Here is an 18206-nt window from a genome sequence, read left to right on the forward strand (position 1 = left end):
TCGGACTGTGAATCATGCTCATTCTGTAAGACTCTGGGAGTAAGTCTCAATCCCCTCGAATCGGGGCGGCCCTTCGGACTGAATCAAAAGGAGAATTAACATGGGAAACTATTATTTGTCTCAATCCCCTCGAATCGGGGCGGCCCTTCGGACGTGGTCTTTCCCTTACATTAATATATGCAGTGCTGAGTCTCAATCCCCTCGAATCGGGGCGGCCCTTCGGACCGCTGGCGAAAGACGTTTTTCTCCGGGAAGCGTATGAGTCTCAATCCCCTCGAATCGGGGCGGCCCTTCGGACCACTTTAGTCTTGAATTTCAACGCAGCTGCCGACTGGTCTCAATCCCCTCGAATCGGGGCGGCCCTTCGGACAGGGCAGAGGTTATCTCGATTGACGCAACGAGCCTGTCTCAATCCCCTCGAATCGGGGCGGCCCTTCGGACCTTACTGGGAAGCTGGACAGATTAAATGTTAACTATAGAGTCTCAATCCCCTCGAATCGGGGCGGCCCTTCGGACTCACTGCCGAGTTTGAGCAAATTTTAGTTGAGCATCATGTCTCAATCCCCTCGAATCGGGGCGGCCCTTCGGACTCAACTATGACGGAATGCCTGTTGATCAGTTCACCCTGTGTCTCAATCCCCTCGAATCGGGGCGGCCCTTCGGACTCATGGCGCCCAGATGCGGCATAGCCGCAGAAGGGAATGTCTCAATCCCCTCGAATCGGGGCGGCCCTTCGGACCTCCATGTTAATGAGATGGGCAAGGGCACTGGAGAAAAGGTCTCAATCCCCTCGAATCGGGGCGGCCCTTCGGACCATAGCAAACGACGCAAAACTAATGGGCGCCATGGTTAGGTCTCAATCCCCTCGAATCGGGGCGGCCCTTCGGACTTAATTTTCCTTTCTCAAAAGAAAAGCAGATGGGACATGTCTCAATCCCCTCGAATCGGGGCGGCCCTTCGGACAAAGGTATACCGAGTGATAAGGCCATCGAGCGGGCAAGTCTCAATCCCCTCGAATCGGGGCGGCCCTTCGGACCAAAGAAGACACCACCACCTGTGCCACCTGCAACTACAGTCTCAATCCCCTCGAATCGGGGCGGCCCTTCGGACTACATTATTCCAACTGGCTTAAACACTATGAGTATCAGTCTCAATCCCCTCGAATCGGGGCGGCCCTTCGGACTGAATAAAGCAGATTATCTTATTAAGTTCTATCACCTAGTCTCAATCCCCTCGAATCGGGGCGGCCCTTCGGACAGATGATTAAGGAAATGAGCCCAGACGAACTTAAAAACCGTCTCAATCCCCTCGAATCGGGGCGGCCCTTCGGACCTTCAGCAACAATGCTCTGAGGGCTTTCGCCCAGAACGTGTCTCAATCCCCTCGAATCGGGGCGGCCCTTCGGACGAGAAGGCCCTAGAAATTGAACATTCTCGGGGAGTTAAGTCTCAATCCCCTCGAATCGGGGCGGCCCTTCGGACATATGTGTTTTTGTATTTTTGTAATACGTGAATTAAGTCTCAATCCCCTCGAATCGGGGCGGCCCTTCGGACACAGAGCCTAGTGTCATGAGTTAGCCATCAAACCAAGTCTCAATCCCCTCGAATCGGGGCGGCCCTTCGGACTGGAAAGAAAAATGATCTTATTTACAAGCGAAGAGATTAGTCTCAATCCCCTCGAATCGGGGCGGCCCTTCGGACCGCTCGCATTTGACGCAGGAGACGTTTTCGACGTAGGTCTCAATCCCCTCGAATCGGGGCGGCCCTTCGGACACGAGTGGCAGGCACGTGTCTTTGTGAATGGTGAGTTGGTCTCAATCCCCTCGAATCGGGGCGGCCCTTCGGACTAAGCGCGAGATTATGCTTTACTTGTTTGGTGACAAGTCTCAATCCCCTCGAATCGGGGCGGCCCTTCGGACATCATGATAGGTGTTGGCATGGCTGAGGAAGATGCAAGTCTCAATCCCCTCGAATCGGGGCGGCCCTTCGGACTCCGGCTGTTTTTTTGCCTATTTTTTCGCAAAGTTGCAACAAGGTTTCCGCACATCCCCTCCTGAAAGAAGGTCCGGGAAATTTTTTCGCACATTCGGAAAGCATCATATTCAATATAACCTACTGTTAATTTTTAATATATCGATCTCCGCACTTTATCAAAAATTCAATGAGAACAAAAATACGATCTAACCGCCTGTATTGACATGTATTTTATATCTATCGGATCAAGTTCTCCCCCGAAAACAAAAAACATGTGCGGAAAGTGCCCGCTTTTTTAGGGTTGAAGCGGGGGCCAATCCATTCAACTACCTGCTGACACATGGAAAAACAATACCTCGGCTGCGAAAAAGAAACAAGGTTTTCTAGAGGTTTTTCAGAAAAGAGGCGGCGTTGTTATGGCTACCCCTTATGCTGATTCCTCCTTGCCCGTTTGGGCAATGCTGACCCCCGGCTTCCCTTTCGCCTCATCACCCGGGCTCTGAAAAGAAATTGGCGGTCCGTCTTTTCAGTCGCTCGATAGCCATTTATATACGCCGATACCGGTAATGGTAATGGCTGCGGCACCAGCCACAGCTAAAATGATCACAGCCGCATCCGTAGCGGCAACCGATGCGCCGACCACACAAACAACGACCTTTGCACCATCCACAGTTACTTCAAGCGCACTTTTATTGGTCATAAGGCACCTCCAATGAAAAACCCGGGTTGATGGGAATGGCACTGACCCCTGGAGATCAGGCGATATTCTTTTTCCTTTTGATGGGTTCAAATGGCATTGGAGGCCATTTTTTCAAAACCTTTTTTGACAGATGAGTCAGATCTCCACATGGGAACCGAAGCAACAAGCTGATAATGAACGGGGTTTAGCATCCAAACCGACGAAACATCTGATGTTTGAAATGATGCACCATTTTGATGGTGCCGTCCGGCTGGACCGTTTCCAGGGCCTCCCGCCGTGTTGTGGAATATACGGGGATCAGCCCCTTTTCATAGGCCACTTGAACCATAAGATAACAGGCCCCGAAGTCCCCTTGTACGAGAACGTGGTCGCCCGGCTTGGCCTGTTTCACGATCCACTCCCGAACCGGCGCGAGATAATCGGAAAGGGCCGGCAGGTCGGGCGGTATCTGGCCCCAGACAGCCTGAATGTGTTCCGGAGGCATGACAATCCTGTTCACCCCCAGAGATGCCAGGGCATCCGCTTTCTGGGTTTCGGTGAAGGTGTGGTTGAAAATCAAGAGGAGGGTGCCGGACATATTTATCTCCCTCAGAAGCTTTATGATTCAATCATGGCTTCAACTTTGGGTATCAGATCTGCCAATTTTATTTTAAAATCATCCGGCTTTTTTGGATCATTCCTGTATCCGGCATGAAGCAAGTCGTCTCGGTATGGCTTCATCTGCCTGTACAGGTCCGAAAGGCCCTCCATTGTCTTGAACATTCTAATATATTTTATTGTCAACGCCCTGTCTTTTCCAGCATCGCCATACCATTTATCTTCAGGAGTGTCATCCTTGGCAAACCAGACCGCGGCCGCAGCGATATTTCTGTTATCGATAACTCCTGAATCCTGTTCGTTATTATTGACAAAATGGGTAATCAGGGTTTCTTGCAATATGGTGTAGCCCTGTTGAATCAGGTTATGATCCAGACACCATTTTGCTGCTTGAACGCCGTCATGAACAGTGTCGCCCCGAAACTGAGAAACCCTCTTCCGGATATGTTCAAACAGCGGCACAAGCGGTTTAACATCCTCTACATTCATTGCCTTGTTCAGCTCACTTTTGAGATATTCGGCGGCCTTTACTACGATAGGCCCCCGGCAGGTGTTCAGATTTTTAGAAAAAAACTCCAGTGCATTGGCAATGCCCCGCGTGGCCGAAGCCCCCGTGTCCTTGCCGCGGGAATTTTTAAGAATCGGCGCCGCGGCTTCCCGGGCCAGCCGGCTGACCTCCTTTGCATCCCCTGCCTCCAGAAACCGGTCGACTGCAAACGTCCATTCCATCAATCTGTTCAGAGAAGAGAGATTTAATAATGGCGCCCGCCGTTCTTCCACAGGCATTTTTGCAACTTCCCAGGAAGGCCCAAGTGCTTCGAAGGCTCCGTAATAGATGCCCAGAAGCCGAATGTTTTTCAGAACTCTGGCATAGTTGAGGATGACAATCGCCAACATGGGTATGGAACGAAAGGCATGGGTGATATCAAAAACCACCTCGTCGTCTTCTTTCAAGATGCCAAATACGAGCTGAAAAATATCCCATATCTCCTCCTCGCTATGGCCTTCGGGAATGGGGATGGCCTCAACGGGGAACGGCAGATTCAAAAGGTCAATACGATTTTTCAGCCCCTGGCATTGTTTGTTGCATTTTTTTTCCCTATCCCGCTGGCCGTCATCTTCCCAATTTTTTTTGCGTGCTTCATCCGTAATGAAGATGAAACCGCGATCATCTGCATTTGCATTTTCTGAAAACAGGCTGAGCGTCGTTTCCTGAACGAAACGTACCGGATTTTTGGCATCGCCGATGCCGCTTTCATAAATGCATTCGACATAATCGTTGGTTCCCAGAAAAGAGATATAAACACGTCTCATGACCACCTCGCATATTTTTTGAATCGCACCATCCTGAAGGTGTGCGTGAACACCGCAGAACCGTCAGTTCCAAGAGTCTCCGCGGCCTGTCGTGCAGTGTTTGAATGAAGAGGAAGCAACACGTTTTGATAGATGGGCCACGGTCCAAGCCCCTCCTGAATCCGCACGGCCGCGACTGAGATCATATGGTGATCGAAACAATCCGGTAATTTTTCCCGACGGGCTCGACATCAACCTTTGATACTGTCGCGCTCTTATTTTTGAAAAACTTTTTAGCAATAGGCTCAGGAATGATCTCCTTGCCGATGTGGGTTGCCTTCCGGCTTTGGGCAACGGCGGTGACTTCCTGGTTGCCGGGCGAATACGTCAAGTAAACCTGAACCCACGTTTCATGAACAGGCGTTTTGAACTTGCTTTGCTCTCCAGATAAATCCGATGCTTCAGGACTGGCAGCATCCCGTCTTGGTTGCTTTTCCATGCTGAATCGGCCGTATCCCACCGCCGTTTTGGCACCGAGCCCCTGTTCCGTCAACGCTACAGAAAAGGCGTCGAAAACGGCGGCGTTCAGGCGTTTATCTTTTGTGAGAACCGCTCGGAAAATAAAAGTTTCGCCTTCGGGCACGGTCAAAAATTTTATCGGGACCGGGTTGAGATAATCGCCGGGAGGCTGTTTGTCCTGCTCATCTCCGTAATAGGCGCCGTAATGGGGATTCATGATATCCACCTTTAGCTCCGGAACCTTCTCCGGGTAGGCATCCAGAAAAATTACCCGGCCCCGGAATTTTTCGGATTTATTTTCTGATTTCCAGTCACCGCCGAAGAGCTCTGGGATCTGTGATGCCGGATGTTCATCATCTAATTCATCGCCCGATATCAGCAAATCAGCCTTCTCCGGGTCATTGATCAGATTAAGGATATGGCCCAATCGAACAAGACCTTTGATACCGGATGCAGGCAGGTATGGAATCCCAAGCGTATGGTCAAAGATCATCCCCACCTCGTTGGGGTGGGTCTTGCCAATCCCCGTGATCAACGGAGATGCCAGCTTGGCTTTGATTTCCAGGGCCGCAAACCCGGCAGCCTCATGGCGTGCGCAGAGAGCCTGCTGGGTTTTGTGCCTTTTTTCGAGAAGGCTTTTCAAGAGGGGTGATCGACGGGCTTTGTCATACTGGCTTATGTAAAATCCAACGACATTCTTGGTATCGCCCCTGCTGTCACACGCCTTGAAGCTTTCCCGCTCATCCACCGGAATCAGCTTGTTAAACCATAAACCGAAATTTCCCTCGGAAAAGTTCGTTGAAGCCTCCTGCAACTCTGTTGAAAAAGGAAGGATCATATGAGTCAATCTCCTTTCAGCAGGGCATTGGCGTAGCGCTTGACCCATTCCAGCAGGGCGAGCGTCTCCTTCTGCGCGGCGAGATACGCCTCCTGGTTCATGGTTGCCAGGGCAATAACCATTGCCTTGGTGGGCTTACATGCATCGATGAATTCATTCTGGATATCCCCCTCTTTCAAGCAGAGCCACTTCTGGATAATATCCAGGATCACCTGATGTTTGTCTTCTCCATCGCCTTTTCCCTTGGCGAACCAGAAGGCCAGTGCCTGGCCAAAACCGTTCTGCAGGATCACCGATGGCGCCCCTGAACAGAATGTTTTGAAGTCCTTTTGACTCTTGCAATGGTTGTTCAGGACTTCCTCCAAGGCGAATGCCGCCCGTTTCTGACCCAATGTTCTCATGCGTCACCTCCCGGCATCCAGGTCAGTTCAAAAATGCCCTTGCCCAATGTTTCGTCTCCGCCTATCTGGACGTAACCGCAGATGGTTTCCTCCACATATTGCCTGATGGTCGCGGCTTTAAGATCAGCCAGTTTGGCCTGAATACCGCTATCGCCACTTTCCGCCCCATTCCGATGGCTGTAATGGACCAGTGTGTAGAGCAGGCAGTCGGCGGGAAGATATTCCTGGTACCAGAGTGCACCGTCATCGGCCGTCCCGGTTTTTTCATCGATTTTGATATGGGTCTGTACCTCCGTGCAGCAGGTCACCGCATATCTGTAGATTTCGTCCGAAACCAGGAGCAGCCGTTCCAGCTCGGGGAACAGTCTTTTAATGCATGCATCCTCATGATGCGTAATCACATTTACCACTGCGTCTTCCAGGATTACCTGTCCGTTGATTTCCAGATTGCCGATGGAAAACGCCCCGTCCTTTTGAATATCCTCCACATCTGCTTTTGGCTTGAAACCGATATAAGCCAGATCCGCGTTGAGTCGCTTTAAGACTGCCGGGCAAGTGACCCAGATAAACGGCGCGATATTGCTGCGCACGGGAAAGGCAAGCAACCTGGCGTCTGAGATGCTCACTGCGCCGGGCAGCATATCCATGCTTTTTGCCCAGCCATCCTGCACATCAGAGCCGAAAATCAGGTTGATCAAATCCTGGTCTTTGCCATTAAACCTTCGGAAATGGTTCCTGAACGCGCCTTTGACGCCGCTGGCTTGAATCTGGGGCCATTCGGTATGCCGCTCCCGCTGGATGGGCAGGTCAACCGCCGAGGTAGCCGCACCGCTTCCCGCATGGGCCGGTGAGATTGCATATAGTTTGCCGATGGCGCATAGTTCTTTCTTTAGCATGGAGCCTCCTTATAGTTGAATGCAATGGGTATGAATTTGCTGATTGAAAACGCTGCCGGCAGGGAAATGACCCTGCATGGGTTTATGAAACCCCTTTTTTAAATCCCAACCGCCGAGATACTGGATCCTTCCGGTGGTCAGACAGGCATGATTGGCTGATACCGACCCCTGGACCATGGCCAGGGATAGGTAGGTCCCGGTTTTTCCATCCGGTATCGTCGGCGTAGGGATCTTCTTATATCGGCCGAAACGCTGTTCCGCCCCCAACTTTAAAAAACCGTTTTCCGACAGGGGAAGCGGCTTGTTCGTCCCGAATACCAGGCCGCAGCCGTTTTTCATTCGAATATGGACAAAGGTATAGAGATGGCCTTCTCTCACGCTTCGATTTTGGTTCAAGGCGATACCGGTGCGGGGTTCGGTGGCGAAAAAAAATTCCGGGCGATAAAACCCTTTTTCTTCCGCTGGCGAAAAAAGGTCATTCAACTCCATCCAATTCCCCCCGATGCTCACAAGCTCACCCCTGCCGCCCCTGACCCAGGGCAAAGGAATATCGGCGCTGATCAAAGGACTCCTGACATACTCGGCCTTGAAAATATTAACCGTCCGTTTTTCCCCGTTCGCCGACCGATTGCTGTTTTTTTCGATGAACCATGAATAGGGGGCGGGTGTATACAGCCGGCCATCCATGTGGAACAGGGGGCCGGCAACGTCGAAGGGGGCGTTTTCCCCCGCTTCGCCGATTGCCGCCATGATTTCCTCAGGCACGTTCTGTTTAGCGTAATAATCGGTATAAGAAATCCCGTGCTGAACCAATACGGCGGTGCGCAGCGCCCCCGCAATGGTCCGGGCAGGGGGCGGAAAGATCTGTGAGGCGTGATGATCCGCCCCCATGTCCATGGGCTCCGCACCCTTGAAAAGCAGCGTGCCTGCGGGCTCGAATAGATACCATTCCATCAGTTCACCTCGCTTTCCGTGCCTGCGGCAAAAGCCGCGACGATCAGGCCTTCGGGCTGAAAGACCGGTTTACCCGAGTCATCAAGCGCGACAACAATTTCCGTGACGCGTTTAGCCAGTTCCATTTCCTTGCCGGCAGGCGGTTTAATACCGGACCGCTCCAATTGTTTAGCCACAAATTGCGCCATCAGTTCCCTTCCGTTGTTTTTGTTCAGAATGGCGTCCACCCCATCCCTGAACAGTTGAAGCCGATAAACCAGCGAAGTGGAAACCTGTTGCTTGCTTTTGTTCCGAATCCATTGGCCGATATTTTGAAAGGCGCTCCATGCGGCGGTATCGCTCCATTGTCTAACGAAATACCGGGATCCGCCCGAACGTTTGCGCAGTTCAACGGCGCAGGCGTTGCGCCCCGCTTTTTCCTTGGCCTGGGTATCCAACAGGGCATGAGCGCGGGCGATCATCTGGCTCAACCCTTCCTTGTGATGGCAGATCAGGATGCCGGCAGATATGGAGATTTCATTTTTATTTTTTCCAAGATTGATGGAAAGCTTGCCGGGCACAGGCGTCCATTTCCCATCGGCATTGCTGATTTTCTCGCCGTCGATCACCTTGAAATCAGAGGTATAATATTCGCTGATCTCTCTGGCTGCTTTTACAGCGTTGCTCACCGGCAGCACCGCGCAGACATCATCGCCGCCGGCGAAAATCAAGCGCCCTTCATATTTTTCCACGATTCCGGCCGCGCCGTAGACGGAAAAATCCCCCAATGATTCGCTGATGGCCGCATGAATCGCCGGTGTAACCAACCGCTTGCGGTTCTGTTGGATAAAGGGCTCCCAAGCGTTGCGATAGTCTGCGTCGAAGGTGGCGATTTCCAGCCGCTTTTTCATTTCCGGGTGCATGGCGGATGCCCAGGTAGACCCGATAGTTTCGCCGTTGATCAGCCTGCCCATGTTGTCGCCGTCCATGACCAGGATGGCGTAGTAGCGGTCCCGATGGTCCACTTCTTCGATACGTTCCTTCTGGTACGCACGTTGCGCCGTAGCCCTTTTCTCTTTCTTATCCGTAACGCCCCTGCGCTTGAACTCATCGTGCATTGCCATCTCCGTGGTGGATTGAAAGCTTTCTGCGCCTTCAAAACAGGTGTGGAGGATATGAGCCTTGTCTTCCTTCAAGATTCGGTAGGCGATTCGTTTAAGGAGGCAGACTGCGCACAATTTTTCAGAATCGCTTCGATCCAGATCTGCTTCAGCGTCCCAGGCTTCGGCCAGGCGCCTCCAGAATTCCTCGATATGCTCCTTGTATTGGTAGGCGGCTCCATCCTCGCTGTGGGAAACGGAATGAAGGACTTCGAACTCGGCGCACAATCCGCATTTACGCCCAGGCTCCTCGATACGGGTGACGGTCTTTCGGACTTTACGAGCCGCCAGCGCGGTTTGAACCAGTTGGTGCGCATTAGAATAAAGCAGACCCCTGGAATCCATTTCATAGTGCCATTTTTTGCGGACAAGATCAGAAAATACGCTTAGCGTTTTTTCCGGTTCATCCATGGCGCCTTGAGGCAATAGCCGTTTGGCTTCGGCCATATCGCCTTTTTCGATGAGTTTTGCCGCCGACCATTGCAGGTCCCAGAAATTTTCCGTCTGCCGATGGAACATGGCGGCCAAATGTTCACCATCGTCCTTCAACAGACCGGTAACCTTGTTGAGTATTCGTTGGCACAGATTGCGCCAACTCCCCTGGATGCATGCCGAGATGCTTTTAGCGATGGGTTCGGCGTTATTGAAGGGGATCAGACATAAAAACTTGTTTGGCAAGGAAGCGATTTCCTGCTTTGTGCAAAACGTGCTGATATCCTGCATTTTCCAGACAGCCCTCAGGTATTCGTTCACCAAAGGCTGATCCACCAGGGAAGGATATAGCAGATGATCCGGCCCAAGATGCTCCATGACCCACCGCAACCCCTCAAAGGCCAGCCAGGACAGGATGACGGAGCCGGTCCAATAATCCCTTAATTTGCGGGCCTTGGCGATGAAGGGCTGTACAGGCGTAATGGAAAAAGAGAGGATCCCGACTTGATGATCGTCCTTGGCCAGATCCATGCATGAGTAAAGGGCCGATGTGAGCGCATTGTGCTGCCAGATCGTATGATCCGGAAAACGGGAATCCGCAGGCAGTCTGTGCCAGAGTCCGCCCAGGCCCGCCACATCGTTTTCAGCCAGCTTGAAGCGCAATCCCTGATGTACATACAAAAAGCGGGCGCAGGCGAAATCATCCGGCTTATCTTTGAAGATACCTTTGTCTGAATAACCTCCCATCCCGGGGCGCATGCCGATTTCTTTTTTGAGAAAACTCAGCAGCTGCTCGCCGACTTCTTGGGCCAGTGCGCCATTTGCGGGTTCGGGCAATGCGATCTCCAGCCTGGTATTTTCACCTGTGGGATGGGTAATGACGGGATGCTTCCCGAAATCGACCGCCCCGTTCTGATTCGGGTTGCTGCTGAATGAAGGCACTTGTCCCCGCTCGAAACCGGATGCGATCGCGTCGGCTTTTTTCCAAAAGGATTCGTTGGGCTTTTCCAAGCCGAATATTTCGAGCTGCTTGGCAGCCCGTTCCTCATGCCCCTGAATGCGGAAGACTTTATCGATGGGATCGTGCAGGTAGGCCGCCAGTTTGTTGTTCCAATAGGATGCATCGGGTCTTGGGAATGTCATTTCGCGCCTCCTGCAAACAATTCTTTTATTTTGTTATTCATCTGGATTCCTGCTTCTGTGTATTTGCGAAATCTCTCATTAGAATACCCGTCCTGCCCAGCCATATACTTGTAAGGCATGTAAAGGATCTGACCATAATAATGATCCGAGGCTGTTTTCCCAACATGCAGATAGTACGGCTTGGCATGCCGTTGGTTTGAGTTGGCCTCTCTATCTTGCACAATTGGTTTGCCTATCAAACTCCGCTTTTCGTATATATGCCTTTTTTCAAGGGATAACCGCGCATCTTTGTAAACCATGCCAATAGCCGATAGGGCATCCTGCCATTGGCCATAATTGGTTTTTGGAGCGATAAAAAGGTCCGAGTTCGCGCTTGTTGCGGAGTAGGATTTCAGCGGGCCTTCCATGGTGATCGAGGGCTTGGTATTGGCATTGATGGAAAGACAGCCAAACCCATTTCTAGACCTTGCACCTAACCCACCGAAATTAACTAAAGAGTAAAATGCCTTTAAAACCTCATTTTCGTATTCTTCATTGAAAAAAATGAAGTTAACGTTGAATTTTGTACCAACGGGAAAATGCTGTCGAAGGTACCCTTTTTTCTGATCCCGCAACCCATAAGCCAGATAATCAATGATTCCCAGCCTGAAAGTTCCTTTACTACTTTTAACCTCGAAGGTCTCTCCTTTGGGTAGGTTCTTTAATAACGGTACCGCATGGTTCACATTTTCTATGTACGCAGAAAATGGGGCTTTGTATGAAGTATCGCCAAAAATTTTGGCTTCATTTTTTTTCATCTCTTGAATATCACTGATACCGCAGGTCGCCCGCCACCAAAACCGAAGCATACCCTTGAGCGAAGGGGTGCGCAGTTCCGCCTCATTAACATTGGCCCCACCCAGAAACATGGGCGTCACCACCTCCACTTCGAATTCTTTATGTATTCTTTCTCGGTATCGTGAGATATTAAATCCCATGTTTTCCTCCACCGTTATGATGTTTCTAAAAGCCTTGAATAATCGACCTTCCCCAACCCAAACGCTGTATTCTTTCCGATATTGACCTTGCTGCAAATGTCTATCAGCGGGAGGAATTCCCCGAGCTCGCCTTCGTAGGTGACGGTTCCGGCCATGCCGCTCATGGGCATTCGTTGTTTCTGGCGGTTTGAATAACGCTCCCAGTCGTGCCAAAAGAGTTTCTTGTCCTCAGTGCGAACTTTTTGGGCCCGCTCCAGAAGCCCCCTGTAATCGAGATCCGGTTCATCCCCCGCGTAGGCAATAAACAGTGAGGAAATCCGCCTCAGCATGGCCCGGACCAGCAGGTGAAAAGGAAGGTCCCTCTCGATCCGGTTCTGGAACTTCAATCGCAAAGGGGTTTTCAGCATCAAACGCACACGGGATGACTTTACCGGTAAAGAATTGCCGGCAGCCGATAACCATTCAGCCGTCTTTGCATTATCCAGCAAGCCGGTTTCCGCCGCGTAAATCACCTGATCGTTGGCATAAACCTTCTTTAGGTGGAATGTGGGCCGCCGCCCGTTAATGCGCTTCCCGATGCCCTGTTTTCCGGCTTGCTGAAAGGCATGAATAAAAAAGGGCAACTGCGAATTAACCTCCCCGAAAAGAAGCAGGCTGAACTGCAATTCCTCGCCTGCGGCAAAATCCTGTTTCCGAGTTTCCGGCGGCTGGAGTACAAACGGATGGGGCGTCACCGACACCCTGAGATCCTCTTTAGGCGCCACGGCCAGCGGTGTTTCAAAAACAATGGTGTAAAGGCACTGCCGGCGAAGCGGACAATCTTCGCACTCCCGTTGTTTCAGTGCGCAGACCACCTGTTTGAATGCCGTGCCGAACACCCCCCGAAACGTCGACCCTTTATACTCCGGCAGGATCGCCGGCGAATCCAACTCGCACGAGAATGTGTATTTGCCGTATTGCAGTCCGTTCATCTCCATCTTTTTCGAATTCCTCTGTATGCGATTGTCTTTTCAATTTCTTCTACGGCATTGAACTTCCGTTTTTCATTTTTCCCCTGAAAAAATTATCGATAGGTAAAGGGGAACAACGCCTGGGGGCGGTTCCAGATGTTTTCAAGCAGCAATTCGCTGTTGGATTCCATCCGTGGACGAAAATGGGTCTCATTCAATTTCAAAGCTGTTTGGGTCACCTCGGAAAGCAGTCCGGCTTTGCAGGATTTCTCCGGGTCGCCCAGCCGCCGGAGTCCCGAAAGGGGCAGCAGCGCCATGATCCGGATGGTCGGTCGCGTCTTTCTGTCAAGACACAGAGCAAGACTCTGCTGGAACCACGCCAGGGCGGCGGCCGGTTCATGACGGACGGCGATGCGGCCCATGTTGAAGGCCCAAAGCTGGCGGGGATGATCGCCGCCGCTGCAAAACGGTGCTGCGTCCGTGCACCATCCCAGGTACTCCGGGCTTGTTTCCGTTTCACCGGTATCCGCGAAAAACCTGGCCAGGGCTGCGTGATGCCAGACAGTCAACCGGCCGGCGCGGCACTTTTCCATGATCTCCCGCCAACCGCCGGCCCCGATAAACGCCATCAGGCTGTTTTCCGCCCGGGGATAATCCCCGGCATCCAGAAATGCATAGGCAAGGTAGCTTTGCTGCCGGAGCATGTCCCGGCGAAATTCGGGCACATCGCCGCTGCCGAAAGCGGCCATGGCCCTGCGGGCATAGGTTGTTGTCTCGCCCAGAAAATCCGGGCCGCAGAAGGCGAAATTCTGGGCGACCGTCCCGCAAAGTCTTGCCAGGACCGGGTCTGTCGGACAGCCGCCCTCGCACTCGGCCGCATGACGGCGCTGCAGGATTTTCAGGATACGGAAAAGATCTTCGGGGAAAACGGGGTCAAACTGATATCGGTTGTGCCGGGTGACGAACCGGTTGTTGATGAAATCCGCACACAGGTTCAGGTTTCCCTTGAGCACAACCGGGAAAAGGGCATCGGCCTGCTCGGCCCAGGCTTCGGCCTGTGCCGTGTCCCCCCGGTGGTTCGCCAGGGCGATCCTTTGGGTGTGCAGCCGAAATGCGGACAGCGGCGAATGGCGGCTTGCAAGCGTCAGGTCTTCGGGCGGCACAAGATCGAGAAACAATGCCGCTTCGTCAAGGGCCCAGTCCTGGAGATGCCGATCGATCCGTTCGACGTATCCGGCGAAGAGAGCGGGTTCCGCGGCGATTTTCCGGATCACTGCGGTGCAACGGCCGCGATCCGCCTCATACTTGATCCACGATGCATCCACCCTCTCCATGCCGGCAACAAACGCTTCAGGGTCTTTCATCATCCGCGCAAACAGGAGCAATTCGCCCCCATTCCCGGGGGCGTGCCGGCGCACCGCGCACCAGGCTTCAGCCAGACTGGAGACCGGAAAAACATCCAATACGGTTGCCCCGGGAACCAGGCTGTTCTCCTCGGGATAAACAAACAGGGAAAAACACTGCTCGTCCGCGGCGAGCCCGAGTTTATCCGCCAGGCATTCCACGCCGCCGACCGCCCCCGTCTCTCTCAGGGTGCCGGTAGCAAGATACCGTGCCGAGGTTTTTTCGCCGGACAGCAGCTTCATGAAGGCCATAGCCGCGGGCAGACCGAGGGATGCCCCCTGAATCCGGACGTTGTCGCTGGGCAGGGCCAGGGGAAACACGCACAGGAAGGCGTCCTTGGACATCGGGTATGCTGCCGATGCCGCAGCCGCAGCGTCAAGAAGCGCCTGACGCGAAGCATCGTCCATGATCCGAAGCGCCCAGGGCGGCAGAAGCTCACGGCCCGGCGCACCCGACAACAGGCCGGCTATGAACCACTGGAGCTGTTTGCGGTCCCCCTTTACCAACGCTGCCGGAAACGTCGTCCACTGCCCCGCGGTCAGCGTGTCCCAGGAAATTGACGGGAAATGGTCGTCCAGAGGAATATGGCGCCGCGCAAACGGGATGGCCCACTGCGGGGCATCGGCGCCGTCCTTGAGCAAGTGAGCGATCAGGTAGCGTTCGAGCAGTCGGCCCAGGCCCGGGGTGGCGGAAAAATTTCCCTTCAGGTATCGGTATACGTTTTCAAAGGATGCGGAATCGAGCCGGCCCCAGGGGGAAAATTCAGGGCGGGTGAGACAGTCGATGAGGAACGTCATTTGATCCGTCGGGGTAAAGCTCTTCAAGAACGTGATGTCGAAATTTTTCATGATGCCTGAACGCCTTCATAGAGAACGGCCAGACGCAGCTTCCGCCAGTCTTTTGTCGAGGTGTCGAATACGACCGAGAAGCTGCCCGTCTCCGCGTCCCAATGAGGATGGGCGGCCGGCTCGATCAGGACGCCGTCCGGCCCGGCGTACCGGAAAATGAGATGGACCGGGCGGGTCTCCGGCTGGACGGGAAATCGACCGCTGAACCCGACCCTGCCGCCCTCCATGGCGTGGGCGCTGAAAACATCGACCTCCATGGGCGCGTATACGGTGAGATGGCCATCCTTGAACATTACATGTTTCGCGATGATGGTTTTTTCCCGGTCGGCGGCGGCGGCCAGCGGAAGGGAATACGGGGGAAACTCCGGCGCCGCCAGCGCATCTTCGAACGAATCCGGCTCCAGCGAAAAACGGATGCCGGGAACCTTTTCGCCGATAACCCGGGAAAGCTCGGCGGGCGATGCGTAAACGGTTCGTATCGAGCGTTTTTCCAGTTCCGCCATCAATTCTCCGGCGGCCTGTGACGAGAAGAAGAAAGCCGTCTCCACCTCGAGTTCCCGGAAATGGATCCTGGGGTCGTCCTCCCTCAGGGGAAACGGCAACGGGGCCCATATGGGGGCGTCGTCGGGATCCTCTTCCAAACGAAGGACCGCGTCTATGACCGGGGGCGCCGCCTGCCCCGCAACGGCACCCAGATATGCGGCTTTAAGGGTGTAAGTGTTCCAGCATTCCACGAAGAGTTCACCGGCGCCGGTGTGCTCATCCTCTAAAATCAGGTCCCCGGGCGCGGCCAGGATGGTGTCCTCGTATATCTGAGCGACCCGGATGTCGTCGGAAATTTTTTTTCTGACATCCAGGACAATCACCGTGGGCGGATTGTAGTGGTATCCCTGGTGCCATCCGGCTTTCTCCGGCCGGACGGTTCGAATCTGCCCTGCGGCAACGTCGAGGCCCTTGGCGTCATCGGCTGGGGCCTTCTCCGCACCCAGTTTTTTCGCCAGCAGTTCCATGGCTTCCCCTTCATGCAGGGCGTCAGTGCAGTGAGGGCATATGGCGAGGTGCAGATCCAGCTCCGCCGGACGATCCGGATCCCTGAGCAGGGATAGCGGCGGGCATCTTCTGATCTGCCGGGCGTGGGCAAGGGCGATTTTCCGGCTGTACATTGAACTTTTCCTTTTCTGTATCCATGTAAAAGGAGGTTACGGTGTCTCGAACCTTTTTTTCAAGATTTCCGTCAGCGTTTCCTTGAAAAGGCGCTGGGCAAGCCTGTTGGGCGGCGTCTCTTTGTCGGGTGAAAGCCATCTGAGGTCCGCGGCAAATGCGCTGAGCTTTTCCGTCACGCTTCCAAGATGCACCGCCGGGCCGGATGGGCCTTTGAACCCCATTCGAATGGCAACGTCCTTCAATGGCCTCTCTTCACCATGATACAAATAAAATGCCATTGCCTCTTTGTCATTCAGCAGATTGGAAAAGCATCCGGCCCAGCGGCAGACGACCTCGGGGTCAAAAGGCGCGTTACGGTCGGGCTCAACTGCCGGAAGATTATCGCTCTCTGTTCCGTCCTTGTGGGTGTCCGGCAGCCTGGTCTCGACCCGACCCAGGGGAATATACACGGCGATCCACTGGATGAGATCCCTCAGTTCGATCCATATCGGCCGGTTCTGGAACAACCGGGACATCTCCTGCCAGAACCATCGCGCAAGCCGGACCAAGGTTTTTTTATGGGTCACCTCCGCCAGGGACGATATGCGCGGCAGATCGGCTGGAAGCGGGATGGTGGTATAATCCTCCTCGCAAAGGGGGCCGATAGGCCGGCTCTCTTTCTCCAGGCTATACAGTGATCCGGTGCTGCCTTTTGTCGACAGATGGATGCCGTCCGCTTCCCTGAGGGCATCGGCAGCCATTTTGTAGAGGTAGCGAAACGGATCGTTTCGGGGCGACCATCTGGCCCGGTCCATCAGGCGCCGGAACATGAAGCCCGTGAGAACCCTCGCCGGGTCAGCCTCCGCCGCCATCAGTTTTTTGCGGATCTCTGATCGATTTTCGAGGATGATAACGGCGAGCTCGGACCGGATTTCATCAATCACGGTCTGCACCGGGGCGGCGGCGTGGAGGCCGAGAGCGGATAGGGGAATACCGGCGGCTGACATCTTTTGGCGTACCCTCCCCGCCGCCTTATTCAGGGTTTCCCGTCCTTCATTTGCGCTCAACCAATCACGGATCGTTTCTTCATCGGTTTTCTGGTTCACTCCGGACTCCATGATCAAGGGGTTCAGAATCAGCGGGTAAGCCTTGGCCGCGGTGATTCAGACGACGGTTTCCCGTGCTTTTCAACCCGCCGTTTTGAAACACTCCCCAGGCACCTCCCCCATGAAAACAAGCTTGGCACCCAGACCGGCAGGCAAAGGCACCTCGATATGCTCGACGACAAATGACTTCCGGTCCATCTCATACCCGGTATGCATCAGCCGGCAGCCTTTTTCGATAAAATGCATTTCGTTGGACATCCAGGATCGCACGGAAGAGCAGGGATTGACTTTATACCCCACATGATTTGGAAGGGGCTTGAGGGATATGACGGGGTGTGTTTTGCCGGGTTCGGTTGTGACGGGAAATCGGCCGGAAGTTAATTTCAAGAGTTCGTCGTCCCTTGCCCCCTTGAAAAAAAACAACGGTTTCCAATATGCGATCGGCAAATTTTTAACAGACCCGAGAATCAATGAAATATTTTGATCCGCTGTCAGTGTAGGTCGTCGGTTTGTCCAGAGTTCATGGGAATCCGGCTTGTTTTTAGGTTTTTTTTTCATCTCAGAGCAGAGACCTCCGTTCCTGTTTGAATATTTATAATTTTATCTATAGATATAAGATAATAATTCATATGTCTATAGGTATAAATACCTATTTTAAGGGAAATTTTGAAGAACCCGGCGCCGGTGGCGAAAGGAAGACTGTTGGGAGTATGATGCCGCACAGGTATTCAGGAGAAGAAACGCAGCCAGTCTCCGACCTGACGCGGATATTTGGTAGGATGCCGACTCAGGCAGATTCAACGCGTGCTTGTCCGTGCAGCGGCTTTCAAGGGGTAGAGAAGGGGATTTTGTTCAAACAGGCGTGACGGGCGGGGCGGGCTGATCCGGATTCA

General features: G+C 53.4%; 14 protein-coding genes and 1 CRISPR repeat array. All 14 genes read right to left on the bottom strand.

The genetic code is table 11. The annotated features are described in order from the left end of the window. The first annotated feature begins 43 nt into the window (after positions 1 to 43). Positions 44 to 1991: a CRISPR direct-repeat array (repeat unit 36 nt; unit sequence GTCTCAATCCCCTCGAATCGGGGCGGCCCTTCGGAC). A 508-nt stretch (positions 1992 to 2499) separates the two neighbouring features. Continuing rightward, positions 2500 to 2673, bottom strand: a complete 174-nt coding sequence (locus ACEW8N_RS16220) for a hypothetical protein (protein ID WP_373500890.1) — start codon at positions 2671 to 2673, stop codon at positions 2500 to 2502. A 184-nt stretch (positions 2674 to 2857) separates the two neighbouring features. Continuing rightward, positions 2858 to 3250 carry a CRISPR-associated protein Csx20 gene (gene csx20, locus ACEW8N_RS16225; protein ID WP_373500891.1) on the bottom strand — a complete coding sequence of 131 codons (393 nt, stop codon included), beginning with the start codon at positions 3248 to 3250 and terminating at the stop codon, positions 2858 to 2860. 20 nt (positions 3251 to 3270) lie between these two features. Then, positions 3271 to 4584, bottom strand: coding sequence for a TIGR02221 family CRISPR-associated protein (gene csx2, locus ACEW8N_RS16230; protein WP_373500892.1), 1314 nt, complete (start codon positions 4582 to 4584; stop codon positions 3271 to 3273). 181 nt (positions 4585 to 4765) lie between these two features. Next, positions 4766 to 5920 carry a type III-B CRISPR module RAMP protein Cmr6 gene (gene cmr6, locus ACEW8N_RS16235; RefSeq protein ID WP_373500893.1) on the bottom strand — a complete coding sequence of 385 codons (1155 nt, stop codon included), beginning with the start codon at positions 5918 to 5920 and terminating at the stop codon, positions 4766 to 4768. Between the two features lie 5 nt (positions 5921 to 5925). Beyond that, positions 5926 to 6321, bottom strand: a complete 396-nt coding sequence (gene cmr5 / locus ACEW8N_RS16240) for a type III-B CRISPR module-associated protein Cmr5 (protein WP_373500894.1) — start codon at positions 6319 to 6321, stop codon at positions 5926 to 5928. After that, positions 6318 to 7217, bottom strand: coding sequence for a type III-B CRISPR module RAMP protein Cmr4 (gene cmr4 / locus ACEW8N_RS16245; RefSeq protein ID WP_373500895.1), 900 nt, complete (start codon positions 7215 to 7217; stop codon positions 6318 to 6320). The genes cmr5 and cmr4 overlap by 4 nt, the downstream gene beginning before the upstream one ends. A 9-nt stretch (positions 7218 to 7226) precedes the next feature. Next, entirely contained in the window at positions 7227 to 8171 is a 945-nt protein-coding gene (locus ACEW8N_RS16250) for a type III-B CRISPR module-associated Cmr3 family protein (RefSeq protein WP_373500896.1), read from the bottom strand. Continuing rightward, complete coding sequence (gene cas10 / locus ACEW8N_RS16255) at positions 8171 to 10885, bottom strand: type III-B CRISPR-associated protein Cas10/Cmr2 (RefSeq protein ID WP_373500897.1); 2715 nt, start codon at positions 10883 to 10885, stop codon at positions 8171 to 8173. The genes ACEW8N_RS16250 and cas10 overlap by 1 nt, the downstream gene beginning before the upstream one ends. Further along, positions 10882 to 11862 (bottom strand): type III-B CRISPR module RAMP protein Cmr1, encoded by a 981-nt coding sequence (gene cmr1, locus ACEW8N_RS16260; RefSeq protein ID WP_373500898.1) that lies wholly within the window; start codon positions 11860 to 11862, stop codon positions 10882 to 10884. Before cmr1 ends, cas10 begins: the two co-directional genes overlap by 4 nt. 14 nt (positions 11863 to 11876) lie before the next feature. Then, positions 11877 to 12839 (bottom strand): CRISPR system precrRNA processing endoribonuclease RAMP protein Cas6, encoded by a 963-nt coding sequence (gene cas6 / locus ACEW8N_RS16265; protein WP_373500899.1) that lies wholly within the window; start codon positions 12837 to 12839, stop codon positions 11877 to 11879. Between the two features lie 86 nt (positions 12840 to 12925). Continuing rightward, on the bottom strand, positions 12926 to 15064 hold the full coding sequence (locus ACEW8N_RS16270; protein ID WP_373500900.1) for a hypothetical protein: 2139 nt from the start codon (positions 15062 to 15064) through the stop codon (positions 12926 to 12928). Then, on the bottom strand, positions 15061 to 16227 hold the full coding sequence (locus ACEW8N_RS16275) for a hypothetical protein (RefSeq protein ID WP_373500901.1): 1167 nt from the start codon (positions 16225 to 16227) through the stop codon (positions 15061 to 15063). Before ACEW8N_RS16275 ends, ACEW8N_RS16270 begins: the two co-directional genes overlap by 4 nt. Positions 16228 to 16263: 36 nt before the next feature. After that, positions 16264 to 17214 (bottom strand): hypothetical protein, encoded by a 951-nt coding sequence (locus ACEW8N_RS16280; RefSeq protein WP_373500902.1) that lies wholly within the window; start codon positions 17212 to 17214, stop codon positions 16264 to 16266. A gap of 180 nt (positions 17215 to 17394) precedes the next feature. Then, positions 17395 to 17871, bottom strand: a complete 477-nt coding sequence (locus ACEW8N_RS16285; protein ID WP_373500903.1) for a hypothetical protein — start codon at positions 17869 to 17871, stop codon at positions 17395 to 17397. Positions 17872 to 18206 lie beyond the last annotated feature (335 nt).

Source organism: Desulfococcus sp., from assembly GCF_041737845.1.
In the GTDB taxonomy this organism is placed as follows: domain Bacteria; phylum Desulfobacterota; class Desulfobacteria; order Desulfobacterales; family Desulfococcaceae; genus Desulfococcus.